Raw genomic sequence first — 23649 nt, 5'->3', positions numbered from 1 at the left:
CCGATGGAAAGCTATGACTATATCGTCATTGGCGCGGGCAGCGCCGGATGTGTGCTGGCCAACCGCCTCAGCGCCGATCCCGGTTGTCGCGTGCTGCTCTTGGAGGCGGGGGGACGCGACAATTACCACTGGGTCCATATCCCGGTCGGCTATCTTTACTGCATCGGCAATCCCCGCACCGACTGGGGGTTTCGCACTCAGGGCGAGCCGGCGCTGAACGGCCGTGAACTGCTTTATCCGCGCGGCCGGGTTCTGGGCGGCTGCTCGTCGATCAACGGCATGATCTACATGCGCGGACAGGCGGCGGATTACGATCATTGGCGCCAGCTTGGCTGCACCGGCTGGGGCTGGGATGACGTGCTGCCGCTGTTCAGGGCGCAAGAGGACCACTACCGCGGCGCTGACGACGCACATGGCGCGGGCGGAGAGCTTCGGGTCGAAACCGCGCGCGTCCGCTGGGCGGTGCTCGACGCCTTCATGGAGGCCGCCGAACAGGCCGGCATTCCCCGCACGGATGATTTCAACCGCGGCGATAACGAAGGCGGCGGCTATTTCGACGTGACACAGAAAGCCGGCTGGCGCTGGAGCGCGGCGCGCGCCTTCCTGCGGCCGGTGCGCAATCGCCCGAACCTGCGGATCCTCACCGGGGCCGAGGTCGAGCGGCTGGCGATCCAGTCCGGCGAAGTCACGGGCGTCGTCTTCCACCATCAGGGCCAGCGGCGCGAGGTTCGTGCGACGCGTGAAACCGTGCTGGCGGCGGGTTCGATAGGTTCGGTCCAGATCCTCGAACATTCCGGCGTGGGGCAGGGCGGCATCTTGCAGGCCGCCGGCATCGCCCCGCAGATCGAGGTCCCGGGACTGGGCGAGAATCTGCAGGACCACCTGCAGTTGCGGCTGGTCTACAAGGTCCGGGGCGTGCCGACCCTGAACGAAAAGGCCTCGCGTCTGCTGGGCAAGGCGGCCATCGGGCTGGAATATCTGCTGAAACGCTCGGGGCCGATGTCGATGGCGCCCAGCCAGCTTGGCATATTCACCCGTTCCGGGCCCGACAAGGCGACGCCGGATCTGGAGTTCCACGTCCAGCCGGTCAGCCTGGACAAGTTCGGCGACCCCGTGCACCCGTTCCCGGCCATGACCGCGTCCGTGTGCAACCTGCGGCCCGAAAGCCGCGGTTCGGTTCATGTCACGAGCGCGGATTTTCGCAGCCACCCGGCTATCCGGCCGAATTACCTTTCGACCGAAGCCGACCGGGACATCGCCGTGCGGGCCATACGCATGGCCCGCAAGATCGCGGCTCAACCGGCCTTCAACCGCTTCGACCCACAGGAACACGTGCCGGGCATCGCTTTCCAGACCGACGAAGATCTGGTCAAGGCGGCCGGAGCCGTAGGCACCACGATCTTTCACCCCGTGGGCACCTGCCGCATGGGTGTCGACGATGGCGCCGTGGTCGATCCGCGGTTGCGAATGCGGGCGCTTGGCCGGCTGCGGATCGCCGATGCTTCGGTCATGCCGACGATCACCAGCGGCAATACCAATGCGCCGGCGATGATGATAGCGGAAAAGGCCGCGCGCATGATGCTGGAGGACGCCAAGGCATAAGGCGCGGCCCTGAGCCCCTCTCGCCCCTTTCATCCAGCCGGTTGATCGCCCTGTTTCGATGCTGCAAGGGACGGATCAGGCGCCATCTATCGCCGGATTACCGTCAAGCCCGCCCGAAAACACCCGGCTCGGACGGATATCGGCTTCGGTGATGGTCGACAGCATATGTGCGTCGACCGGCGCATCTCCCGAAAACAGCCGGTTCGCCTGCCTCAGGCGCGCCCGGTCCAGCGCATTGCGGATCGAGCGCGCATTGGCGAAATGCGGCTGCTCTCGGCGCAGTCCGATATAATCCTCCATCGCCCGGCGCCCGCCTTCGTCAAAGACATAGCCCTGGTTTTCCAGCATCGAGACCGAGATCCGCGCCAACTCCTCGCCGGTATAATCGGGAAACTCGATGTGATGGGCGATACGAGAGCGAAAACCCGGATTGGCGGCAAAGAAACGATCCATGCGGTCGGCATAACCAGCCATGATGACGACCAGATCGTCGCGGTTGTTCTCCATCACCTGCAACAGGATCTCGATCGCTTCCTGCCCATAGTCGCGCTCGTTATCCGGCTTGTAAAGATAATAGGCCTCGTCAATGAACAACACGCCGCCCATGGCTTTCTTCAGCACTTCCTTGGTCTTGGGGGCGGTGTGACCGATATATTGCCCGACCAGATCGTCGCGGGTCACGCTGACCAGATGCCCCTTGCGCACATAACCCAGCCGGTGCAGCAGCCCCGCCATCTTCAGCGCCACCGTGGTCTTTCCGGTGCCGGGATTGCCGGTAAAGCTCATGTGCAGCGTCGGTGTCTCATGGACCAGTCCCAGATCGCGCCGCGCCCGGTCGACCAGCAACAGCGCCGCAGTCTCGCGAATGCGGCTCTTGACCGGGGTAAGCCCGATCAACTCGCGGTCCAGCTCATCCAGAATATCGCGGACGCCCGAGGATTCGTACTCGGCCTTCAGATCGACCCTGGCCAGTTTCTCGCCCATGTCGCCATCCATCGCCCAATCCTTCTTTCGTGTGCAAATATCCTCGGGGGGCCGGGGGGCAGACAGCCCCCCGATCCGGCCGGGCCATCAGCCGGTCAGCTCATGGGTATAGCGGATATGCCGGCCATCGGCCTCCATCCGCCATGTCCTGAAACCCGGCTCTTTCGCGGGGCGGTTGACGATAAAGGACATCATCACCGTCTCCCAGCCTCTGGTGCTGTCAAAGGCGTTGATGCGGATATACTTGTCGCCATGCGCCTTGCGGCAATCGTCCAGTTCCATCATCACGCCCTTGGCGTCCTTGAGGTCGAACATCGGATGGCCCCACATCTCCCAATAGGTGTTGCGGGGATGCGGCTCATCGGTGAATTCGATCCCGACCGCCCAGTCGCGCGACAGGATATATTCCACCTGATCGCGGATCTGCTCGTCGGAAAGATCGGGCAGAAAGGAAAAGCAACCCTGAGTGATACGCATATGGTCCTCCGTCAGCTGACAGACGCGGTCGGAACGAAGTCCGAGGTGTCTGTCGATGTGTAGTTGAACGTAATGTTGCCCCAGACATCGAGGGCGGCTTCCAGCGGCTTGCACCATTTCGCGGCCGCCCGCAGGATTTCCGGGCCTTCGGTCGCGATATCGCGGCCCTCGTTGCGGGCCAGAACCATGGCCTCCAGCGCCACGCGGTTCGCGGTCGCGCCCGCCTGGATGCCCATCGGGTGACCGATGGTGCCACCGCCGAATTGCAGCACCACATCGTCGCCGAACAGGTCCAGAAGCTGGTGCATCTGCCCGGCATGGATGCCGCCCGACGCGACCGGCATCACTTTTTTCAGGTTCGCCCAGTCCTGCTCGAAAAAGATGCCGCGTGGCAAGTCGATCTCGTTATGCATTTCGCGGCAGACGTTGTAATAGCCCTGCACGGTCATCGGATCGCCTTCAAGCTTGCCGACGGCGGTGCCGCAGTGCAGGTGATCGACCCCGGCCATGCGCAGCCACTTGGCGATCACGCGAAAGCTGATGCCGTGGTTCTTCTGCCGCGTATAGGTGCCGTGGCCGGCGCGGTGCATGTGCAGGATCATGTCGTTCTGCCGGCACCAGTTCGAGATCGACTGGATCGCGGTCCAGCCCACGATCAGATCGACCATGACGATGACCGAGCCCAATTCCTTGGCCAGTTCTGCACGGGCATACATCTCTTCCATCGTGCCGGCGGTGATGTTCAGGTAATGGCCCTTGATCTCGCCGGTGACGGCGGTCGCCTTGTTCACCGCCTCCATGCAGTAAAGAAACCGGTCGCGCCAATGCATGAAGGGCTGGCTGTTGATGTTCTCGTCGTCCTTCATGAAGTCCAGCCCGCCCTTGAGCCCTTCATAGACCACCCGGCCATAGTTCTTGCCGGAAAGCCCCAGCTTGGGCTTGGTCGTGGCGCCCAAAAGGGGGCGGCCGAACTTGTCCAGCCGCTCGCGCTCGACCACGATGCCGGTGGGGGGGCCGGCAAAGGTCTTCATGTAGGCCACGGGAAAGCGCATGTCTTCCAGCCGGGCGGCCAGCAGCGGCTTGAAGCTGAAGACATTGCCGATGATCGAGGCCGTCACGTTGGCGATGGACCCTTCCTCGAACAGGATCAGGTCATAGGCGACATAGCAGAAATACTGCCCCGGCGTGCCGGGCACCGGCTCGACCTTATAGGCTTTCGCGCGGTATTGGTCGCAGGCGGTCAGCCGGTCGGTCCAGACCACCGTCCATGTCGCGGTCGAGCTTTCGCCGGCAACCGCCGCCGCCGCCTCGATCGGGTCCACGCCATCTTGCGGGGTGATGCGGAACAGCGCCAGGATATCGGTGTCCTTGGGCTCGTAATCGCCGTCCCAATAGCCCATCTGGGCGTATTTCAGCACGCCGGCGGCATAGCGCTTTTTCTTGTCCGTGATTTCGGATTTGCTCATCTCATTCATCGGGTTTCCTCCTCTCAGGCGGCTTTCGCGCCAGTGATTGCCGGGTCCAGCGCCCCCGACGCATAGCGTTTTGCCATCTCGTCCATCGGGATGACCCTGATCCGGCTGGCATGACCTGCGGTGCCGAAACGCTCAAAGCGGTCGCGGCAGAGCGCGGTCAGTTCCTTCATCGCGGGGATCAGGAATTTCCGCGGATCGAATTCCTGCGGCGTATCGCGGGCGACCTTGCGGAAATGCCCGGTCATCGCCATGCGGCAGTCGGTGTCGATATTGACCTTGCGCACGCCGTGGCGGATGCCGCGCTCGATCTCCTCGACCGGGACGCCATAGGTCTGGGGCATCTCGCCGCCAGCCTCGTTGATGAGGTCCTGCAGGTATTGCGGCACCGAGGACGACCCATGCATGACCAGATGCGTGCCGGGCAGGCGCTCGTGGATCGCCTCGATCACATGCATGGCCAGGATGTCGCCGTCGGGCTTGCGGCTGAACTTGTAGGCGCCGTGGCTGGTGCCGCAGGCGATGGCCAGCGCGTCGCAGCGGGTGCGGGTCACGAAATCCACCGCCTGATCGGGATCGGTCAGAAGCTGGCTGTGATCCAGCTTGCCCTCGGCGCCCGAGCCGTCCTCGGCCGCCGCCTCGCCGGTTTCCAGACTGCCCAGAACCCCCAGCTCCCCCTCGACCGAGGCGCCGACGGCATGGGCGGCCTCGGCCACCTTGGCGGTGACGGCCACGTTATAATCGTAATCGGCCGGCGTCTTCATGTCTTCCAGAAGCGAGCCGTCCATCATGACGCTGGTGAACCCGTGCCGGATCGCCGACATGCAGGTCGCCAGATTGTTGCCATGGTCCTGATGCAGGCAGATCGGAATGGTGGGGTTCATCTCGGCCAGCGCCTCGACCATGCGGCGCAGCATGATGTCGCCGGCATAGGACCGGGCGCCGCGGCTGGCTTGCAAGATCACCGGCGCATCGACCTCGGCCGCTGCCTTAACGATGGCAAGACCTTGCTCCATGTTGTTGATATTGAAGGCGGGCACGCCATAGCCATGCTCGGCGGCGTGATCCAGAAGCTGTCGCAGCGTGATGAGGGCCATCACTTTCCTCCCTGAATAAGCTGGTTGGCCAGATCGGCGGCACGTTCGGCCGTGATACCAAAATGCCGGTAAAGCGCCGGGGCAGGGGCCGAGGCGCCGAAGCCCGTCATGCCGATGAATGCGTCGCCGGGGCGCAGCATCAGCCCGTCCCAGCCCTGCCGGATCAGCGCCTCGATGCCGATGCGCGGGGCGCGTCCCAGCACCTGTTCGCGCTCGGACGGCGCACGTTCGGCGAAAAGCTCGAAGCACGGGGCCGAGACGACGGCGGCGCGCACGCCCTGCGCGGCCAGCAGATCGGCAGCGGCAAGCGCGATCTCGACCTCGGAGCCGGTGGCGATCAGCGTCACATCCCGCGCGCCCTTGGTTTCTCGCAGGACATAGGCGCCCAGCCGGGTCAGGTTCTCGTCGCCCCCCTCCAGCCGCACGGCGGGCAAGTTCTGCCGCGACAGGCACAGGACTGAAGGCGTGGCGGCTGCGGTCAGTGCGATCTCCCACGCCTCGGCCGTCTCGACCGCGTCGGCGGGGCGAAACACCATCAGGTTCGGGATCGCCCGCAGCGCCGCGACATGCTCGACCGGCTGGTGGGTCGGGCCATCCTCGCCCAGACCGATGCTGTCATGGGTCATGACATGGACGACCGGCACCCCCATCAGCGCGCCCAGCCGGATCGCGGGCCGGGAATAGTCGCTGAAGGCCAGGAATGTGCCGCCATAGGGGATCAGCCCGCCATGCAGCGCGATGCCGTTCATGATCGCGGCCATGGCGTGTTCGCGGATGCCGTAATGGATGTAGCGCCCCGAACGGTCGGTGGGCGTCACCGCCGCCATGCCCTTGGTCCGGGTGTTGTTCGAGCCGGTCAGGTCGGCCGAGCCCCCCACGGTGTTCGGCAGCACCGCGTTCACCACCTCCAGCGCCATTTCGGACGCCTTGCGGGTCGCGACCTTGGGCCGCTCGGTGGCGAGCTTTGCGGTATAGTCGCGGATCGCGGCGCGCAGTGCCACCGCGTCGGGCGCGGCCAGCGTGGCGTTGAAACGGCTGTTGTCGGGGGAAGAGTCCAGCCGTTTGCGCCATGCCGACCGCGCCTCGGCCCCTCGCGCGGAGACAGCGCGCCAGGAGTCCAGGATATTTGTGGGGATTTCAAAGGGCGCATGCGGCCAGCCCAGATGCGTGCGTGCGGCCGCGATCTCATCCGCACCCAGCGGCGCGCCATGGACCTCATGGCTGCCCTGCTTGTTCGGGGCGCCGAAACCGATCACCGTCTTGCAGGCGATAAGCGACGGCCGCTCGTCCTGCTGCGCGGCCTGAATGGCGGCTGCCACCGCCTCGCGGTCATGGCCATCCACTGCCTGCACATGCCAGCCCGCCGCGGCAAAGCGTGCCCGCTGATCGGTCGAGGTGGACAGATCCGTATGGCCGTCGATGGTAATGCCATTGTCGTCCCACAGCAGGATCAGCCGGCCAAGCCGCTGGTGACCGGCAAAGTCGATGGCTTCGTGGCTGATGCCCTCCATCAGGCAGCCGTCGCCGCAGATGGCATAGGTTCGGTGATCGACCAGATCATCGCCGAAACGGGCGTTCATCATCCGCTCGGCCAGCGCCATGCCGACCGCGGTGGCTACACCCTGACCCAAGGGGCCGGTGGTGGTCTCGATCCCCTTGGCATGGCCGTATTCGGGATGGCCGGCGGTTCGCGCGCCCAACTGGCGGAAATTGCGCAACTGATCCAGCCCCATGTCATCATAGCCCAGCATGTGGTTGATCGCATAAACCAGCATCGAGCCGTGGCCTGCCGACATCACGAAACGGTCGCGGTCGGGCCATCCGTCATCCGCCGGGTCGATCCTGATGAAGCGGTTGAACAGCACTGTGGCCACATCGGCCATGCCCATGGGCGCGCCGGGATGACCGGATTTGGCGGCCTCCACCGCATCCATCGCCAGCGCGCGGATCGCATTGGCCATCTGGGCCTCTGCTTCCGTGTCGATCCTTGCCATCTGGTTCATGGTCTCCTCCTTCTTGGTCAGGCGCGTTTGGATTCGCCGACCAGACGCAGGATCATCGGCGTCAGGATCAGCTGCATGGCCAGGTCCATCCTGGGCCCCGGTATGACGATGGAATTGGCGCGGCTCATCCATGAGCCCTGGATCATCGAGGTCAGATAGGGAAAATCGATGCCGCGCGGATTGCGAAACCGGATGACCACAAGGCTTTCATCCGGCGTCGGGATCCAGCGGGCGATAAAGGGGTTCGAGGTATCGACCACCGGCACCCGCTGGAAATTGATGTCGGTATGGGTGAACTGCGGGCAGATCACATGCACATAGGCATGCATCCGGCGCAGGATTACATCGGTGACGGCTTCGGTGGAATAGCCCCGGCTGGCCTTGTCGCGGTGGATCTTCTGCGTCCATTCCAGATTGATGACCGGCACCACGCCGATCTTCAGATCCGCATGACCGGCGATGTCGATGCCGTCGGTCCTGACCGCGCCATGCAGCCCCTCATAGAACAACAGGTCCGAACCCGGCTGAAACTCGGACCACTCGGTGAAATGGCCAGGCGAGACACCGTATTTCTCGGCCTCGCGTTCGTCATGGACATAGTGCCTGCTTTGGCCGGTCCCGGTTTCGCCGTACTGGCGAAAGACCTGTTCCAGCTTGCCCAACTCGTTGGCCTCGATGCTGAAATGACTGAACGTGTGGTCGCCGCCTTGGGTCCGGCGCTCCAGTTCCGCCTTCATGGCGGCGCGGTCGTAGCGGTGGAATGCATCGCCCTCGATGCTGACGGCGGTGATCTTTTCGCGGCGGAAAATCTGGTCGAACGTGTTTTTGATCGTGGTGGTGCCCGAGCCTGACGAGCCGGTGACAGAGATGATCGGGTGCTTCTTGCTCATTGTTTGTCCCTTGGTTCCAACTCAGGCGCGGAACAGGCCGCGATGGCCGAACAGGGCCGAGACCTCGGTTGCCGGCAGTTCGTGATAGGTGGCGATACGGTCGACCTTCTCGGCCGAGCCGAAGACAAAGGGCGTGCGCTGGTGCAGCGTCCCGGCACCCTGATCGAGTATGGGGCGCAGCCCGTCCGTGGCGCGCCCCCCGGCCTGCTCGATCAGGAACGCGATGGGCGCGCATTCGTAAAGCATGCGCAGCCGGCCATTCTGATAACCGTTGCGCGCGTCTGACGGGTAAAGAAACACTCCGCCCCGGACCAGAATGCGATGGGTTTCAGCCACCAGAGAGGCGACCCAGCGCATGTTGAAATTCTGCTCGCGCGGGCCATCGTTGCCGGCAAGACAGTCGTCGATATAGGCCCGGATCGGTTGCGGCCAGTGCCGGTAGTTCGAGACGTTGATGGCAAACTCAAAGGCGCAGTCCGGCAGTTGCTGGTGCGACGCGACCAGTTGGAAACTGTCTCCCTCGGGGTCCAGTGCGTAATGCTGCACGCCGCTGCCGAAGGTCAGCATCATCGCGCAACGCGGACCATAGATGATATAGCCGGCGCCGATTTGCTGGCGGGCAGGGCGCAGGAAACTGGCCTCGGCCGTCGTCTCGGCTGGATAGATGGAAAAGATGGTCCCGATCGAGACATTGGTGTCGATGTTGGACGAACCATCCAGCGGGTCGATTGCAATGGCAAGCCGCCCATTGGGGTCCAGCGCCACTGCCTGTTCCTGCTCTTCCGAGGCCAGCCAGCGCACCCCGGTCCCGGACAGGGCCTGCCGAAACAGGTCGTCCGCGATCACGTCCAACGCCTTTTGCCCGTCGCCATCCGCATTTGTGCCGACCGGAGAGGCAAGGTCTCCGCCCCGGCGAATGACCTGCGCCAGCCGGGCGCCGGCTGCTGCGATGGCCCGCAGCACGGGCCGCAGATCGTCCGGTATCGCCTTGGTTTCGATTGTCTCGGCGGTCATCGGCCCCTCCCTTTGGCACTCGTCCCGCCTTTTTGTTGACACGCGGAGATTTTAAGGAACATTTAATAATTCAAAAATAGAATTCGGAATTTCTGAATGGCTCGGATCGACGCCCTCACCCTTCGCCAGCTCCGCATCCTGCGCGCCGTGGTCGATAGCGGCTCATTGACGGGTGCTGCAGGCAGTCTGGGGCTAAGCCCGCCCGCCGTTCACAGCCAGCTTCGCGCGCTTGAGGATCTGGTGACTGCGCCTTTGGTCATAAGGGGCGAACACGGCGCGTTCCTTGCCACCGACGAAGGCCGCGCCGTGCTGGAGGCCGAGGCGCAGATCGCCGTCGCGCTGGAGACCTGCGGCCGGCGGGTGGCGGCGCTGCAAAGCGGCCATACCGGCAACGTGTCGTTGGGCGTCGTCTCGACCGGGAAATATTTTGCACCCCGGCTGGTGGCCGACCTGCGCCGCGCACTACCCGAGGTCGAGGTGACGCTGCGCATCGGCAATCGTGATGCGGTGATCCAGGGGTTGATCTCGCGCGCGCTGGATCTGGCGATCATGGGGCGGCCGCCGCGCAGTCCGACGGTCGTGGCCGAACCCATCGGACCGCATCCCCATATCATCGTGGCCCCGCCCCATCATCCTCTGGCCGGGGCCGATCCGGCCCTGCCGCAGGACCTGCTGGCGGAAACCTATCTGGCGCGTGAACAGGGTTCGGGCACGCGCATCCTGATGGTGCGGTTTCTGGACCGCATCGGCGATGGCACCCCTTGGCGCATGGTCGAGATGGGCACGAACGAGACCATCAAACAGGCGGTGATCGCCGGCTTGGGCATCGCGCTGATTTCGCAGCATACGGTGACCGAGGAACTGCGGACGGGCCGGCTGGTGGCGCTGAAGGCGATGGGATTGCCGATCCAGCGCAACTGGTTCCTGTTGCGGCGCGAAGACATGGCGCTATCGCCTGCCGGCCAGCGTGTGCATGACCATATCCTTGCCCTGAAGGGCGCCTTTCTGCCGGTGGTTGAACCCTAGGTGAGGTTGGGGCAGGGCGTCGCTGACCTTGCAACCCCATAGGCGTCTGTCACTTGGCATGCTGCTGCATGATTTTGCGGCCATATCATGTCGATAACCTCGGCCAAGTAAGATGCGTGGCATCTTGCCGCAGCCGGGGTTTCGGTCGTTTCGCACCTCTCAAACGTCGCAATTCTCACATCCCCGAGAAACTCCGCAGGATTACCTGCTGGGCGAGGAAACTGACCGGGCGGCGTCATGCCCGGTCGAGGTTGCATGGCAACTTTGGGGGGAAACATGAATTTTACGACGCCGCAAGGCGCGCCCAGACTGGTCAGTCTGGACGACGCGCCGCTTAGACCGATCCACGTGCTGGCCGCGGCTGCCGTGCTGGGGGGCGCTGCGCTGGATGGCTATGTGTTGGGCATCGTCGGCCCGGCGCTGACGCTGGCCGGACGCGAATTGAACCTGTCTGCCGTCAGTCAAGGTCTGATCGCCGCCAGCGCGCTGATCGGCGTCTTTATCGGCGGGTTGCTGTTTGGCAGTCTTGCCGACCGCTATGGCCGCCGGCCGGTATTTTCATGGAATCTGGCCGCCTTCGTCGTGCTGTCGATTATGCAGATCTTTGTGCAGGAGGTCTGGCAACTGGTGGCGCTGCGACTGGCGCTGGGATTGGCGATAGGGGTGGAATACGCGGTCGGCACCTCGGTTCTGGCCGAGTTCTCGCGCCGCAAGGGGCGAGGGGTCTTGCTGGGCAGCTTTGCGGTCGGCTGGCAGGTGGGCTTCACCATCGCTTTCGTGGTGGGCAGCCTTTATACTGGCAGCGATTGGCGCTTTCTGCTGGCGACCAGTGCGGTGCCGGCCATCATCACCTTTATCCTGCGCATGGGCCTGCCCGAGACGCCGATGTGGCTCAAGGCCCGTGGCCGCAATGCCGAGGCGCGCGCCATCGTCGAGCGGCATTTCGGCCCCGGTTACTCCATCCCCGATGTCGAGCTGGACAAAGCCAACCCCTCGCCGAAAGAGCTGTTCGTGGGCGCGAACCGTCGGCAGCATCTTTATTCCGGCCTGTTCTGGTTCTGCCAGGTGGGGCCGTTCTTTGCCATCTTCACCTTCATCGGCCCGGTATTCGACGCGCTTGGCATCAGGGACGCCACCCTCGTCGACCTGTGGCTGAACGCGTTGCAGATCATGGGTGCGGTCTTTGGGCTTTTGCTGCTGCATTGGCTGAGCCGGCGATCCTTTGTCATCTGGACCTTTGCCGTGATGTTCGCAGCCCTTCTGGCCATTGGCCTGATGCCTCAGGCACCCCTATGGATGATGGTGCTGTTGTTCGGGCTTTACATGTTCATCGCCCCTGCCGCCAACAACATCCAGTATGTCTATCCGGCAGAAATCTTTGATACGAGGCTGCGTTCGACCGGGGTGGGTTTTTCGGCCGCCTTCTCGCGCATATCCGCAGCTTCGGCCGTCTACCTGCTGCCGGTGTCCTTGCAGATGTTCGGGGCCTCGGCGTCGCTGCTGATCATGGCGTTCTTTCCACTTCTGGGTCTGGTGCTGTCAATTTTCTGGGCGCCGGAAACCAAGCGCAAGGCATTACGCTGAGCACCGGAAAAGCCGTGCGGCTGGGCCAGACACGGGCCCGGCCAGCCAAAAGGCTTGGCAGTGCACCGACGCTTGTGGCAATGCGAAGCTGACGCAAGGTCCGCGGGCCGGGCGAAGCATTCGGGAAAAATATCGTGCCGCAATCCGTAGCCGACGACAGCGAACGCTATATCGCGCGGGGCATCGCCCACGTGAAGCTTACGGCCCCGGTTGGGGCACCGATCACGGTTTCTTTCGTGCTGATGCCCCGTTTCACCATGCTGGCCTTTACCTCGGCCATCGAGCCCTTGCGCGTGGCCAACCAGTTGACCGAGAGAATGCTGTTCAAGTGGCGCGTGCATAGCGAAACCGGCGAGCCCATCGCATGCTCGAACGGGGTGCCGCTCCTGCCCGATGCGCCGCTGTCGGGGGCGCTTGCCTCGGATTACATCCTGGTCTGCGGCGGGGTCGAGCCGGATGCGGGATGCAGCCCCGAACTGACCGACTGGCTTCGCAAGCAATGGCGCCATGGCGGCACGGTCGGGGGGCTGTGCACCGGGGCCTATGCGCTGGCCCGCGCCGGCATCCTGAACGGTCGCCGCTTTACCCTGCATTGGGAAAACATCCCGAACTTCTGCGAGAAATATCCAAGCCTGACGCCCGAGCGGCGCATCTTTTGCATCGACGACCGCATCGTCACCTGCGCAGGCGGCGTCGCCTCGGCAGAGTTGGCGCTGAAACTGATCGAGGACTATTACGGCCCCGAACTTGGCCAGGCGGTGATGAACATGTGCCTGCTGGGCCAGATCCGTCGCGGTGAAGAGGAACAGCTCACCTCGCTTTCCGTCCGTCTGGGCACCCGCAACGATCATCTGATCCGCGCCGTGGCCTATATCGAGGCCCATGTCGAGGATGAGGTCGACCTGGGCGAATGTGCCAGTCACCTTGGCATCTCGCGCCGCCAGTTGGAGCGATTGTTTCAGCGTTACCTCGACACGACGCCGCTGCAATATCTCAACAAGGTGCGGCTGCAACACGCCCGCTCGCTGCTGACTGAAACCGATCTTGGCGTGATGCAGGTGGCGGTGGCCTGCGGGTTCAGTTCGTCCTCGTATTTCTCCAAGGTGTTTCGGACGCAATACGGTGTCTCGCCCTACAAGTTCTCGCTGACCCGCAAGCGGGCGGGGGAATAACCTCGAAAGCAGGATTCGGAGTGTGGGCCGCCTGCGGCTATGATCCCCTGAGTCGAGGCGACCGGAGGATCTGGCATGAACGATCATGAGATGGGCGATATTCGTATCGGGATCGGCGGATGGACCTATGAGCCGTGGCGGGGCAGTTTTTACCCCAAAGGCCTGCCGCAACGTCGTGAACTGGAACATGCCAGCCGCCAACTGACCTCGATCGAGATAAACGGCACCTATTACGGGGCGCAAAAGCCCGAGAGTTTTCGCAAATGGCATGACGAGACGCCCGAGGGTTTCGTCTTTTCGCTAAAGGCGCCACGCTACGCCACCAACCGCAAGGTTCTGGCCGACGCGGGCGAAACAATCGCGCGCTTCTTTTCAAGCGGCGTAATGTTGCTGGGCGATAAGCTGGGCCCGATAAACTGGCAATTCATGGCAAATAAAGTCTTTGATCCCAAAGATTTCGAGGCGTTTCTTGAACTTTTGCCAAAGGCAGTCGAGGGTAGGGCGCTGCGTCACGTGGTCGAAGTGCGCCATGACAGTTTCCGAACGCCGGAGTTTATCGCGATGCTGCGCGAACATGGGGTTGCTGCGGTGGTTTCGGCCGATGGAAAGTTCCCGCAAATTGCCGATCCCACCGCGCCCTTTGTCTATGCCCGCATCATGGGAACCACCGCTGACGAACCGCTGGGCTATTCGCCGAAAGCACTGGACCTGTGGGCGGAACGGGCGCGCATCTGGGCGCAGGGCGATCTGCCCGAGGGGCTGGATTATGCAGGACCGAACTCTGTCGCAGGACCTCGGGACGTGTATCTTTATGTCATCAGCGGCTACAAACTGCGCAATCCGCAGGCAGCGGCGGCGTTGATCGAACGGCTGGGCTAGACCGCGGTTGGATCGCCCTCATGGCTGGTGGGGTGCTGCCGGGAACGTGCACCCATGTCGATGTCACCCGGCGGGAGGCGTGGACAGAATCATCCCGGCCACATCCCCGATCCGATGGCGTCGCAACGCCTGAACGCCTCGGTTCGGCTGAATTTCGCTGGTGCGGCCTGCCGCTCTTGCCCGCAGCAGCCGGGCGAATTACCCATAAATCGCCAAAATTTCCGGCGTTTCGCTGCGTCATTGCGGCAAAATGACGGCCAGACCCGGCAGAGCACTTGACCTGTCAGGCAGATTCGTTTGCATCAGGGTCAGGGAATATCTCTAGACATGGGAGGCATTATGTCACTCTTTTCCACCCGGCTGCTTGCGGCATCGACTTTCGCGCTGATGGCCGCGGCGCCGCTGCACGCCAAGACTTTCGTCTATTGCTCGGAAGGCTCGCCCGAAGGCTTTGACGCCGCGCCCTATACCGCCGGCACCACTTTCGACGCTTCGGGCCATGCGGTCTATAACCGTCTGGTGCAGTTCAAGCCCGGCACCACCGAGATCGAACCGGCACTGGCCGAAAGCTGGGACGTGTCCGAGGACGGCACGGAATACACCTTCCACCTGCGTCAGGGCGTGAAGTTCCATTCCAACGACAAGTTTACGCCCAGCCGCGACTTTAACGCCGACGACGTGATCTTTACCTTCGAACGCCAAGCCAGCGCCGATCACCCCTGGCACGAATACATCCCCGGCATCACCTATGAATATTATTCGTCGATGGAGATGGACAAGCTGATCAAGTCCATCGAGAAAGTCGATGATTACACGGTGAAATTCACCCTGAACCAGCCCGAATCGCCCTTCCTTGCCAACGTGGCGATGCCCTTCGTCTCGGTCGTTTCCAAGGAATACGCCGATACGCTGGAAGCCTCCGGCACCCGGGAGGATCTGAACAACGCCCCCATCGGCACAGGCCCCTTCAAATTCGTCGCCTATCAGAAAGACGCGGTGATCCGTTACCAGAAGAACGCCGATTACTGGGGCGAAGCGCCCAAGATCGACGATCTGGTCTTTGCCATCACCCCCGACGCTTCGGTGCGGCTGCAAAAGCTCAAGGCCGGCGAATGCCACCTGATGCCCTATCCTTCGCCCGCCGATCTGGACGATATCCGGGCCGACCCGAACCTCAAGCTGGACGAGCAGCCCGGCCTGAACGTCGGCTATCTGGCCTATAACACCACCGTCGCGCCCTTCGACAACCCGCAGGTTCGCAAGGCGCTGAACATGGCGATGGACAAGCAGGCACTGATCGACGCGGTCTATCAGGGCAACGCCGAGGTCGCCAAGAACCCGATCCCACCGACCATGTGGTCCTATAACGACGCCATCGAGGACGACAAATACGATCCCGAAGCGGCCAAGAAGATGCTGGAAGAAGCCGGCGTCAAGGATCTGAGCATGGAAGTCTGGGCCATGCCGGTGCAACGCCCCTACATGCCCAATGCCCGCCGCACCGCCGAGATGATCCAGAGCGATTTCGCCAAGATCGGCGTCAAGGTCGAGATCGTCAGCTATGAATGGGGCGAATACCTCAAGAAGTCGATGGAAGAGGGTCGCAAGGGCGCCGTCATCCTAGGCTGGACCGGCGACAACGGCGACCCGGACAACTTCCTGTCGGTGCTGCTGTCCTGCGCCTCGGCCAGCCCGGGCGGCGCGAACCGCGCGTTCTGGTGCAACGAAGAGTTCTCGGACCTGTTGGCCAAGGCCAAGGCCGATCCCGACCATGACGAGCGGGTAAAGCTTTACGAACAGGCACAGGTCATCTTCAAGCAAGAGGCGCCCTGGGCCACGATCGCGCATTCGACGCAATATGTGCCGATGGCCAAGAACGTGACCGGCTTCGTGCAATCGCCGCTGGGCGATTACGTCTTCGATACCGTGGACCTGACCGAATAAGGTCGCGCCCGGATTGCTACTCTTGTGGCCGTGCAGGGGAATTTCCTTGCACGGCCCTTAGGTTAAGGTTCGATGATCAGATTCATCCTTAAGAAAATGCTTTACCTGATTCCGACCATGCTCGGGATCACGCTGGTGGCTTTCAGCTTCATCCGGCTGTTGCCGGGCGATCCGGTCCTGCTGATGGCCGGCGAACGCGGCGTCTCGCCCGAGCGTTACGCCCAGATCGCCGCACAGCTTGGCTATGACAAGCCGGTCTGGCAGCAATATCTCCACTATCTCGGCAATCTGCTTCAGGGTGACCTGGGCAACTCGCTGGTCACGAAAAAACCGGTGATGACCGAGTTTCTGGCGCTGTTCCCGGCCACGGTCGAACTGGCGCTGGTTGCGATCATCATCGCGACGGTGATCGGCGTGCCCGTGGGCGTCATCGCCGCGATCAAACGCGGCTCGTGGTTCGACCAGTTCTCGATGACAGCGGCGCTGATAGGCTTTTCCATGCCGATCTTCTGGTGGGGCCTGCTGCTTATCATCCTGTTCTCGGGCGTCCTTGGCTGGACGCCGGTGTCGGGCCGTATCTCGCTGATGTATTTCTTTCCGCAGGTCACGGGCTTCATGCTGATCGACAGCCTGCTTTCAGGCCAGAAGGGCGCCTTTGCCTCGGCGGTCAGTCACCTGATCCTGCCCTCGATCGTGCTGGCGACCATTCCGCTGGCAGTGATCGCGCGCCAGACCCGCTCGGCCATGCTTGAAGTGATGGGCGAGGATTATGTCCGCACCGCCCGCGCCAAGGGCCTTTCGCCCCGTCGGGTAATCGGCGTCCATGCGCTGCGCAACGCCATGATCCCGGTCATCACCACCATCGGCCTGCAGATTGGCGTTCTGATGGCGGGTGCGATCCTGACCGAGACGATCTTTTCCTGGCCCGGCATCGGTAAGTGGATGATCGATTCGATCTCGCGCCGCGACTATCCGGTGGTGCAGTCGGGCCTGCTGCTGATCGCTGCAATCGTGATGATCGTGAACCTGATCGTCGATCTGACCTATGGTCTCATCAATCCGAGGATCCGGCACAAATGACCGATACCACCGTGAAAATTTCGGATGCGGCTATCCGCCGCCGGATGCTGAAAGAGTTCTGGTTCTATTTCAGCCAGAACCGCGGCGCCGTGCTGGGCCTTGTCGTCTTTACGCTGCTGGTGCTGACGGCGATCTTTGCGTCGGTCTTGGCGCCGCATGACCCGACGCACCAATATCGCGACGCGCTGCTGGTGCCGCCGATCTGGCAAGAGGGCGGGCGCGCCGGATTTCTGCTGGGCACCGACGCCGTCGGCCGGGACATGCTGTCGCGGCTGATCCATGGCGCGCAATATTCGCTGTTCATCGGCATCGTCGTGGTGGCCATCGCGCTGACCGGGGGCATCTTCATCGGCCTTGTCGCAGGCTTCTTCGGCGGCTGGGTCGATACCGTCATCATGCGGGTCATGGATGTGGTGCTGGCGTTCCCCTCGCTGCTGCTGGCACTGGTGCTGGTCGCCATTCTGGGGCCGGGCCTGACCAATGCGATGATCGCCATCGCCATCGTTTACCAGCCGCATTTCGCCCGCCTGACCCGCGCTGCGGTGATGGGGGAAAAGGCGCGTGAATATGTCACCGCCGCCAAGGTGGCCGGCGCCAGCAACCTGCGGCTGATGTTCAGGACCATCCTGCCCAACTGCCTCGCGCCTCTGATCGTACAGGCGACACTGAGCTTTTCTTCGGCGGTTCTGGATTCGGCCGCGCTTGGCTTTCTGGGCATGGGGGCGCAGCCGCCTGCCTCGGAGTGGGGCACGATGCTGGCCGAAGCGCGCGAGTTCATCCTGCGCGCCTGGTGGGTGGTGACGTTCCCCGGTCTTGCCATCCTGATCTCGGTGCTGGCGATCAACCTGATGGGCGACGGGCTGCGCGACGCGCTCGATCCCAAACTGAAGCGGAGCTGAGCCATGGCATTGCTGACAATCCGCAATCTCACCGTTCGCTTCGCCACTTCGACCGGCAGCTTTACCGCCGTGGACGCTGTCGACGTCACCGTCGACAAGGGCGAGGTGCTGGCCATCGTGGGCGAATCTGGCTCGGGCAAGTCGGTATCGATGCTGGCGGCGATGGGGCTGCTGCCCGACACCGCCACCGTCACCGCCGACGAGATGACCTTCGACGGGCAAGACCTGCTGCGAATGACCGCGCGCCAGCGTCGCCGCATCATCGGGCGAGAGATCACCATGATCTTTCAGGAACCCGTCGCATCGCTGAACCCGTCCTTCACCACCGGCTACCAGATCGAAGAGGTGCTGCGCTTCAACGCCGGCTTGTCGAAAAGAGAGGCCCGTGCCAGGGCGATAGAGCTGTTCCGGCAGGTCGGCATTCCCGACCCGGAGGAAAAGCTGAAAAGCTATCCGCACCAGATGTCGGGCGGCCAGTGCCAGCGGGTGATGATTGCCATGGCGATCGCCACCAGCCCGCGCCTGCTTATCGCGGACGAACCCACAACGGCGCTGGACGTGACCATCCAGAAACAGATCCTCGACCTGCTGATGCAGTTGCAGGAACAGACCGGCATGGCGCTGATCCTGATCACCCATGACATGGGCGTGGTGGCCGAGACCGCAGACCGCGTGCAGGTGCAATACAAGGGCAGAAAGATGGAAGAGGCGGACGTGCTGTCGCTGTTCGAGGCACCGAAACATGCCTATACCCGGGCGCTGCTTTCCGCCCTGCCGGAAAATGCCACCGGCGACCGCCTGCCCACCGTGGGCAGCTTTCTCGAGGAGGCCCCGCAATGAGCGTCGTCGAAGGTCGCAATCTCGTCCGCGATTACCACGTCCCCGGTTCGTTGACCCGCGCCGCCAAGACCGTGCGGGCGGTCAAGGGCATCAGCTTTTCAGTCGATCGCGGCAAGACACTGGCCATCGTGGGCGAGTCCGGCTCGGGCAAATCGACGCTGGCGCGGATCATTGCGCTGATCGACCCCGCCTCGGGCGGAGAACTGCTGATCGAGGGCAATCCGGTCGATATCTCGAAAGCACGGCTGACGCGCGAGATGCGCTCGAAGGTGCAGATGGTGTTCCAGAACCCCTACGGCAGCCTCAACCCGCGCCAGAAGATCGGCGACGTGCTGATGGAGCCCTTGGCGCTGAATACCGACACGCCCGCCGCCGAGCGCCGGGACCGCGCGCGAGAGATGCTGGTCAAAGTCGGCCTCGCACCCGAAGTGTTCAACCGCTACCCGCATATGTTCTCGGGCGGGCAGCGGCAGCGTATCGCCATCGCGCGCGCCTTGATGCTGAATCCGACGCTTCTGGTTCTGGACGAGCCGGTCTCGGCGCTGGACCTTTCGGTTCAGGCGCAGGTGCTGAACCTGCTGGCCGATTTGCAGGAAGAGTTCAACCTGGCCTATGTCTTCATCAGCCATGACCTCTCGGTGGTCCGCTATATCGCCGATGAGGTTCTGGTGATGAATCAGGGCGAAGCGGTGGAACAAGGCAGCCGTGAAGAAGTGTTCGCCAATCCCAGCCACCCCTATACACGCGAACTTTTCGCCGCGACTCCGGTCACGGATATCGAAGCGATCCGCCAGCGCGTTGCCCGCCGCAAGTCGCTGCGCGCGGCCAACGCCTGACAAAAGGGTCCGGGGCGCGCGCGCCTGCGCATACGCCCCGAGGCCGTGCTATTCTTTCGTGCCTCAAATATCCTCGGGGGGGCCGGGGGGCGAAGCGCCCCCGGTGTCCGGCATGTCCAGATCCCGATATTCATGATCCGCTCCACGCCAGTCGCGGATCAGGTAACGGCCGGGCGCAACCTCGGTAACGTAATCGGCCCCCAGCGGCACTTTGCCATGGCCACCCGGCAGATCCAGCACATAGGTCGGCAGGCACGTTCCCGACAATCGCCCCCGCAATCGCGCCATGATCTCCCGACCCTCAGCAATGGTGGTGCGGAAGTGACTCGTACCGCGCGCCAGATCGCAGTGATGCAGGTAATAGGGCTTGACCCGGTTGCGGATCAGCGCGCGAAACAGATCGGCCAGAATCTCGGGATCTGCGTTCACCCCCTTCAGCAGTACGGTCTGCGACAGCAGCGGAATGCCCGCATCCGCCAGACGCGCCAGCGCGGCACAGGCCTCGGTCGTCAGCTCTCGCGCATGGTTGGTGTGGACCACGACCCAGACCGCCAGCCGCCGGGACCGCAAGGCTGCAAGCATCGCGTCGTCGATGCGTTGCGGGGCCACTACCGGCACGCGGCTGTGCAAACGGACGATATCGACATGCGCGATTGCCTCCAGACGCGCTATCAGCGCCGAAATGCGACGCGGCGACAGGACCATCGGATCACCGCCGGTCAGGATCACCTCATGGATCTCCGGGGTACGGGCGATGTAATCCAGCGCCTCGGCCAGATCATGATCGGGCAGGGTGCCGTTCTCACCCACCATCTCGCGGCGAAAACAGAAGCGGCAATAGACCTCGCAGGTCTTGGTAATATGCAGGATCACCCTGTCGGGGTAGCGATGGGTCAAACCGGGTGTCGGACTGAAGGCCTCGTCGCTGATCGGATCGGCCAGTTCCTCCGGCCGGACGGTCAGTTCGCGCGCGTCCGGAACGAATTGCGCAGCAACGCCGTCGCCGGGCTCGTGCATGGCGTCCCGCATGGCGGGTGAGATGCGAAGCCGAAACTCGGCTGTCACCTGTTCCAACACATCGGCCTGCGCGGTTTCGCTCAGGCCGGCCTCGATCAGGGCAGGGACGGTGGTGATGGGGCGCAGGGACAGGACAAGAACTCGCGGCAGAGGGAAAGACCGGTTTATCGACCCGATGGCCGATCTTGGCAAGAGCTCAGCCCTTGGCTGCGGCGTCTAGCGCTGCAATGTCGAACTGGACCATCTCCAACATGGCGGCCGTTACGCGGCGCCCCACCTCGGGGCCGTCATCCGCCATCAACTTTCCCAACCGACGAGGGGTGATCTGCCAGCACAAACCCCAACGATCCCGCAGCCACCCGCATCGTTCGGAACTCCCCCTTGCAGCAGCACCTCCCAAAGCCGGTCGATCTCTGCCTGTGTGTCGCATTCGACGATGATCGAGAAGCTGTGGTTGAACGGATCAAACTTGCTGCCTTCGATGGCCATGTAGTGCTGTGAACCCGGCCAGCTTGACGCTCCCTTCGGGACTCGAGGGCGTATCGCCCGGTACGGTCGAGACCCAATTCACGGACGACCCGGAACCAAGGGGCAATAGAAACGCACAGCCGCCGCCACGTGGCGTTCGAACCAGAGGTGCTGGGTGACTTTCATCACGATCTCCTTTCGCCGGCTGGATAAAGCCCGGCGTTTTGCGGATAATCCCCAACGCATTTGGGCGATCCGTGGTTGCTGCAAGCTTCCTCAACCGGCCATGGCTTCTTCGTTGCCCAAATACCCATGACCCCGGCGCATCACGCGCTACACGCGACCGCTGAAAGTCGTCAGTGCAACTCGACCCCCAGATTGTCGATCAGCCGGACCCCGTCCAGCCAGGCGGCGATCAACAGCCGGGCCGGACGGCCGGGCTGCGGCTCGCCCAGGGTCTCTGCGTCGCGCAGTTCCAGATATTCGACCGGCCCGATCCCAGCCACCTCCAACTCCGATTGCGCCGCTGCCAGCGTGGCCGCGACCGGCTCGCCCGCCTCTATCCTCGCTGTTGCCTGAAACAACACCCGCGGCAGGGCAGCGGCGCGGACACGCCCCTCGGCAGTCAGCCGCTGATTGCGGGATGACAGCGCCAGCCCGTCTTCGGCCCGCACGCAGGGGCAGGGCACAATCTCGACCGGCAGCTTCAGATCCCGCGCCAGCCGACGCACCAGTTGCAGTTGTTGCCAGTCCTTTTCACCGAAAAAGGCGCGGTCAGGCTGGGTCATGTTGAACAGCAGCGTCACCACCGTCGCCACGCCGTCGAAATGGCCCGGACGATGCGCCCCTTCCAGCAGAGCGGTCACGCCCGAGACCGAGATGGTGGTGGCATGGTCCGCGGGATAGACTTCATCGGCGTCAGGCACGAAAAGCGCATCGACACCCAGCGGACCAAGCAATTCGGCATCGGCGTGCTCGGTGCGGGGATAGCGGGCGAAATCCTCGGCATTGTTGAACTGGCGCGGATTGACGAACAAGGTGACGATCACCCGGTCGCAACTGGCCCGCGCTGCGCGAACAAGGCTCAGGTGCCCTTCGTGCAGCGCACCCATGGTCGGCACCACGCCGATGCTTTCGCCGCGCGACTGCCAGTCGCGCACCAGCGCGCGCAACCGGGTCAGCGGGCGGACGATCGGCGCGCTCATGCCGGCTTGCCCTCGCCAAAGACATGCTCGGCGGCAGGAAAGCGACGGGTGCGAACCTCGGCGGCATAAGCGGCGATGGCGCTGTCGGCATCGCGGCCCAATTCGGCGTAACGCTTGACGAACTTCGGCCGGAAATCCGCAAACAGCCCCAGCATGTCATCGACCACCAGCACTTGCCCGTCGCAATCAAGACCCGCACCGATTCCGATGGTCGGCACCGCGATGTCCTGCGTGATACGCCGCCCCAGCGTCTCGGGCAGTTTTTCCAATACCACGGCAAAGGCCCCGGCCTGCGCCAAGGCCGCAGCATCACCCGCCACGCGGTCGGCCTCATCCTGGCTGCGGCCTTGCACCTTGTAGCCGCCAAGCGTGTTCACCGATTGCGGCGTCAACCCGACATGTCCCATCACCGGAATGCCTCGTGCGACCAGAAAGGCCACGGTCTCTGCCATGTGCAGCCCGCCCTCCAGCTTGACCGCCTGACAGCCGGTTTCAGCCATCAACCGCGCCGCGTTGCGAAAGGCCTGCCGGGGGCCTTCCTCATAGCTGCCGAAGGGCATGTCCACCACCATGCAGGCACGCGAACAGCCCCGCGCAACCGCCTTGCCGTGCAGGATCATCATTTCCATGGTCACGCCGACGGTCGAAGGCAGGCCGTGCAGCACCATCCCCAAACTGTCGCCGACCAGCATGATGTCGCAATGCGCATCGACCAGCCGCGCCATGGGCGTGGTATAGGCGGTCAGGCAGACCAAGGGTTCGCCGCCCTTGCGGGCACGAATGTCACCGGGGCCAAGCTGGCCCTTGCGATCAGGGGTCGCGCTCATCACTTCCTCCGTTTTCCCTAGCCTTGGCGGCCGACGGACCGAATATTGGATTCGCGCCGCCATGTCTCGCAATAAAATGATGCAGATGCAGCATTCCTGCGCAGGAAAAGAAGCCGACGGTAGTTTCTGCACGCTGCGCCGAACCGGCGTCAAGCACGTTCCAGATTGCTCTCCGATGGTGAATTTCAATATAACAATTAAAAAATACAATTATATTCATTATATTGAGATAAGTATCTAAAATAAATCTAGCAAAGTATCGTCTGCCTAACCCTGCCATGACAAAGCCCCTATGCTTGACATGCCAAGGGTCGAAGCCTAGTGCCGTTTTCG

22 protein-coding genes are annotated in these 23649 nt (G+C 63.1%); 10 read left to right on the top strand and 12 right to left on the bottom strand.

All coding sequences use genetic code 11. The features are described from left to right. The first annotated feature begins 3 nt into the window (after positions 1-3). Positions 4-1602 (top strand): GMC family oxidoreductase, encoded by a 1599-nt coding sequence (locus JWJ88_RS17760; protein ID WP_205295771.1) that lies wholly within the window; start codon positions 4-6, stop codon positions 1600-1602. Positions 1603-1677: 75 nt separating this feature from the next. Here the strand turns inward: JWJ88_RS17760 and cbbX are convergent, their stop codons facing one another. The 7 genes from cbbX to JWJ88_RS17725 form a co-directional block, all read right to left on the bottom strand. Continuing rightward, on the bottom strand, positions 1678-2598 hold the full coding sequence (gene cbbX, locus JWJ88_RS17755; protein WP_205295770.1) for a CbbX protein: 921 nt from the start codon (positions 2596-2598) through the stop codon (positions 1678-1680). Positions 2599-2673: 75 nt separating this feature from the next. Beyond that, positions 2674-3063: a ribulose bisphosphate carboxylase small subunit gene (locus JWJ88_RS17750; RefSeq protein WP_205295769.1), complete on the bottom strand. Its 390-nt coding sequence runs from the start codon at positions 3061-3063 to the stop codon at positions 2674-2676. A gap of 11 nt (positions 3064-3074) precedes the next feature. Continuing rightward, positions 3075-4538: a form I ribulose bisphosphate carboxylase large subunit gene (locus JWJ88_RS17745; protein ID WP_205295768.1), complete on the bottom strand. Its 1464-nt coding sequence runs from the start codon at positions 4536-4538 to the stop codon at positions 3075-3077. Between the two features lie 14 nt (positions 4539-4552). Further along, on the bottom strand, positions 4553-5632 hold the full coding sequence (gene fba / locus JWJ88_RS17740; RefSeq protein WP_205295767.1) for a class II fructose-bisphosphate aldolase: 1080 nt from the start codon (positions 5630-5632) through the stop codon (positions 4553-4555). Continuing rightward, the gene (gene tkt, locus JWJ88_RS17735) at positions 5632-7635 is read right to left on the bottom strand and encodes a transketolase (protein WP_205295766.1); all 2004 of its coding nucleotides are present in this window, start codon (positions 7633-7635) and stop codon (positions 5632-5634) included. The genes fba and tkt overlap by 1 nt, the downstream gene beginning before the upstream one ends. A gap of 17 nt (positions 7636-7652) precedes the next feature. After that, the gene (locus tag JWJ88_RS17730) at positions 7653-8525 is read right to left on the bottom strand and encodes a phosphoribulokinase (RefSeq protein ID WP_205295765.1); all 873 of its coding nucleotides are present in this window, start codon (positions 8523-8525) and stop codon (positions 7653-7655) included. Between the two features lie 21 nt (positions 8526-8546). Beyond that, the gene (locus JWJ88_RS17725; RefSeq protein WP_205295764.1) at positions 8547-9539 is read right to left on the bottom strand and encodes a class 1 fructose-bisphosphatase; all 993 of its coding nucleotides are present in this window, start codon (positions 9537-9539) and stop codon (positions 8547-8549) included. 96 nt (positions 9540-9635) lie between these two features. On the opposite strand from JWJ88_RS17725, the gene cbbR reads away from it, so the two are divergent. From cbbR to JWJ88_RS17680, 9 genes are all read left to right on the top strand, one after another. After that, a complete protein-coding gene (gene cbbR / locus JWJ88_RS17720; protein ID WP_205295763.1) occupies positions 9636-10565 on the top strand; it encodes a LysR family regulator CbbR in 930 nt (309 codons plus the stop codon). A gap of 276 nt (positions 10566-10841) precedes the next feature. Then, complete coding sequence (locus JWJ88_RS17715; protein ID WP_205295762.1) at positions 10842-12149, top strand: MFS transporter; 1308 nt, start codon at positions 10842-10844, stop codon at positions 12147-12149. A gap of 134 nt (positions 12150-12283) precedes the next feature. Then, positions 12284-13321, top strand: a complete 1038-nt coding sequence (locus tag JWJ88_RS17710) for a GlxA family transcriptional regulator (RefSeq protein WP_205295761.1) — start codon at positions 12284-12286, stop codon at positions 13319-13321. Positions 13322-13396: 75 nt separating this feature from the next. Further along, positions 13397-14200, top strand: coding sequence for a DUF72 domain-containing protein (locus JWJ88_RS17705; RefSeq protein ID WP_240200278.1), 804 nt, complete (start codon positions 13397-13399; stop codon positions 14198-14200). 339 nt (positions 14201-14539) lie between these two features. Continuing rightward, on the top strand, positions 14540-16144 hold the full coding sequence (locus tag JWJ88_RS17700; protein WP_205295760.1) for an ABC transporter substrate-binding protein: 1605 nt from the start codon (positions 14540-14542) through the stop codon (positions 16142-16144). A gap of 72 nt (positions 16145-16216) precedes the next feature. Next, entirely contained in the window at positions 16217-17224 is a 1008-nt protein-coding gene (locus JWJ88_RS17695; RefSeq protein WP_205295759.1) for an ABC transporter permease subunit, read from the top strand. Continuing rightward, the gene (locus JWJ88_RS17690; protein WP_205295758.1) at positions 17221-18123 is read left to right on the top strand and encodes an ABC transporter permease subunit; all 903 of its coding nucleotides are present in this window, start codon (positions 17221-17223) and stop codon (positions 18121-18123) included. The genes JWJ88_RS17695 and JWJ88_RS17690 overlap by 4 nt, the downstream gene beginning before the upstream one ends. A gap of 3 nt (positions 18124-18126) precedes the next feature. Next, on the top strand, positions 18127-18963 hold the full coding sequence (locus JWJ88_RS17685; RefSeq protein WP_205295757.1) for an ABC transporter ATP-binding protein: 837 nt from the start codon (positions 18127-18129) through the stop codon (positions 18961-18963). Next, on the top strand, positions 18960-19799 hold the full coding sequence (locus JWJ88_RS17680) for an ATP-binding cassette domain-containing protein (RefSeq protein ID WP_205295756.1): 840 nt from the start codon (positions 18960-18962) through the stop codon (positions 19797-19799). Before JWJ88_RS17685 ends, JWJ88_RS17680 begins: the two co-directional genes overlap by 4 nt. Before the next feature lie 63 nt (positions 19800-19862). On the opposite strand, the gene JWJ88_RS17675 is transcribed toward JWJ88_RS17680, so the two are convergent. The 5 genes from JWJ88_RS17675 to JWJ88_RS17655 form a co-directional block, all read right to left on the bottom strand. Beyond that, positions 19863-20948, bottom strand: coding sequence for a lysine-2,3-aminomutase-like protein (locus JWJ88_RS17675; RefSeq protein WP_205296903.1), 1086 nt, complete (start codon positions 20946-20948; stop codon positions 19863-19865). A gap of 165 nt (positions 20949-21113) precedes the next feature. Further along, complete coding sequence (locus JWJ88_RS17670) at positions 21114-21305, bottom strand: VOC family protein (RefSeq protein ID WP_205295755.1); 192 nt, start codon at positions 21303-21305, stop codon at positions 21114-21116. A gap of 335 nt (positions 21306-21640) precedes the next feature. Next, positions 21641-22489, bottom strand: a complete 849-nt coding sequence (gene panC / locus JWJ88_RS17665) for a pantoate--beta-alanine ligase (protein ID WP_205295754.1) — start codon at positions 22487-22489, stop codon at positions 21641-21643. Further along, positions 22486-23316: a 3-methyl-2-oxobutanoate hydroxymethyltransferase gene (gene panB, locus JWJ88_RS17660; RefSeq protein ID WP_205295753.1), complete on the bottom strand. Its 831-nt coding sequence runs from the start codon at positions 23314-23316 to the stop codon at positions 22486-22488. The genes panC and panB overlap by 4 nt, the downstream gene beginning before the upstream one ends. After that, entirely contained in the window at positions 23300-23596 is a 297-nt protein-coding gene (locus tag JWJ88_RS17655; protein WP_205295752.1) for a hypothetical protein, read from the bottom strand. Before JWJ88_RS17655 ends, panB begins: the two co-directional genes overlap by 17 nt. Positions 23597-23649 lie beyond the last annotated feature (53 nt).

This window comes from Paracoccus methylovorus (assembly GCF_016919705.1).
GTDB classification, from domain to species: Bacteria; Pseudomonadota; Alphaproteobacteria; order Rhodobacterales; family Rhodobacteraceae; genus Paracoccus; species Paracoccus methylovorus.
This window is presented reverse-complemented; position numbering and strand designations above follow the sequence as displayed.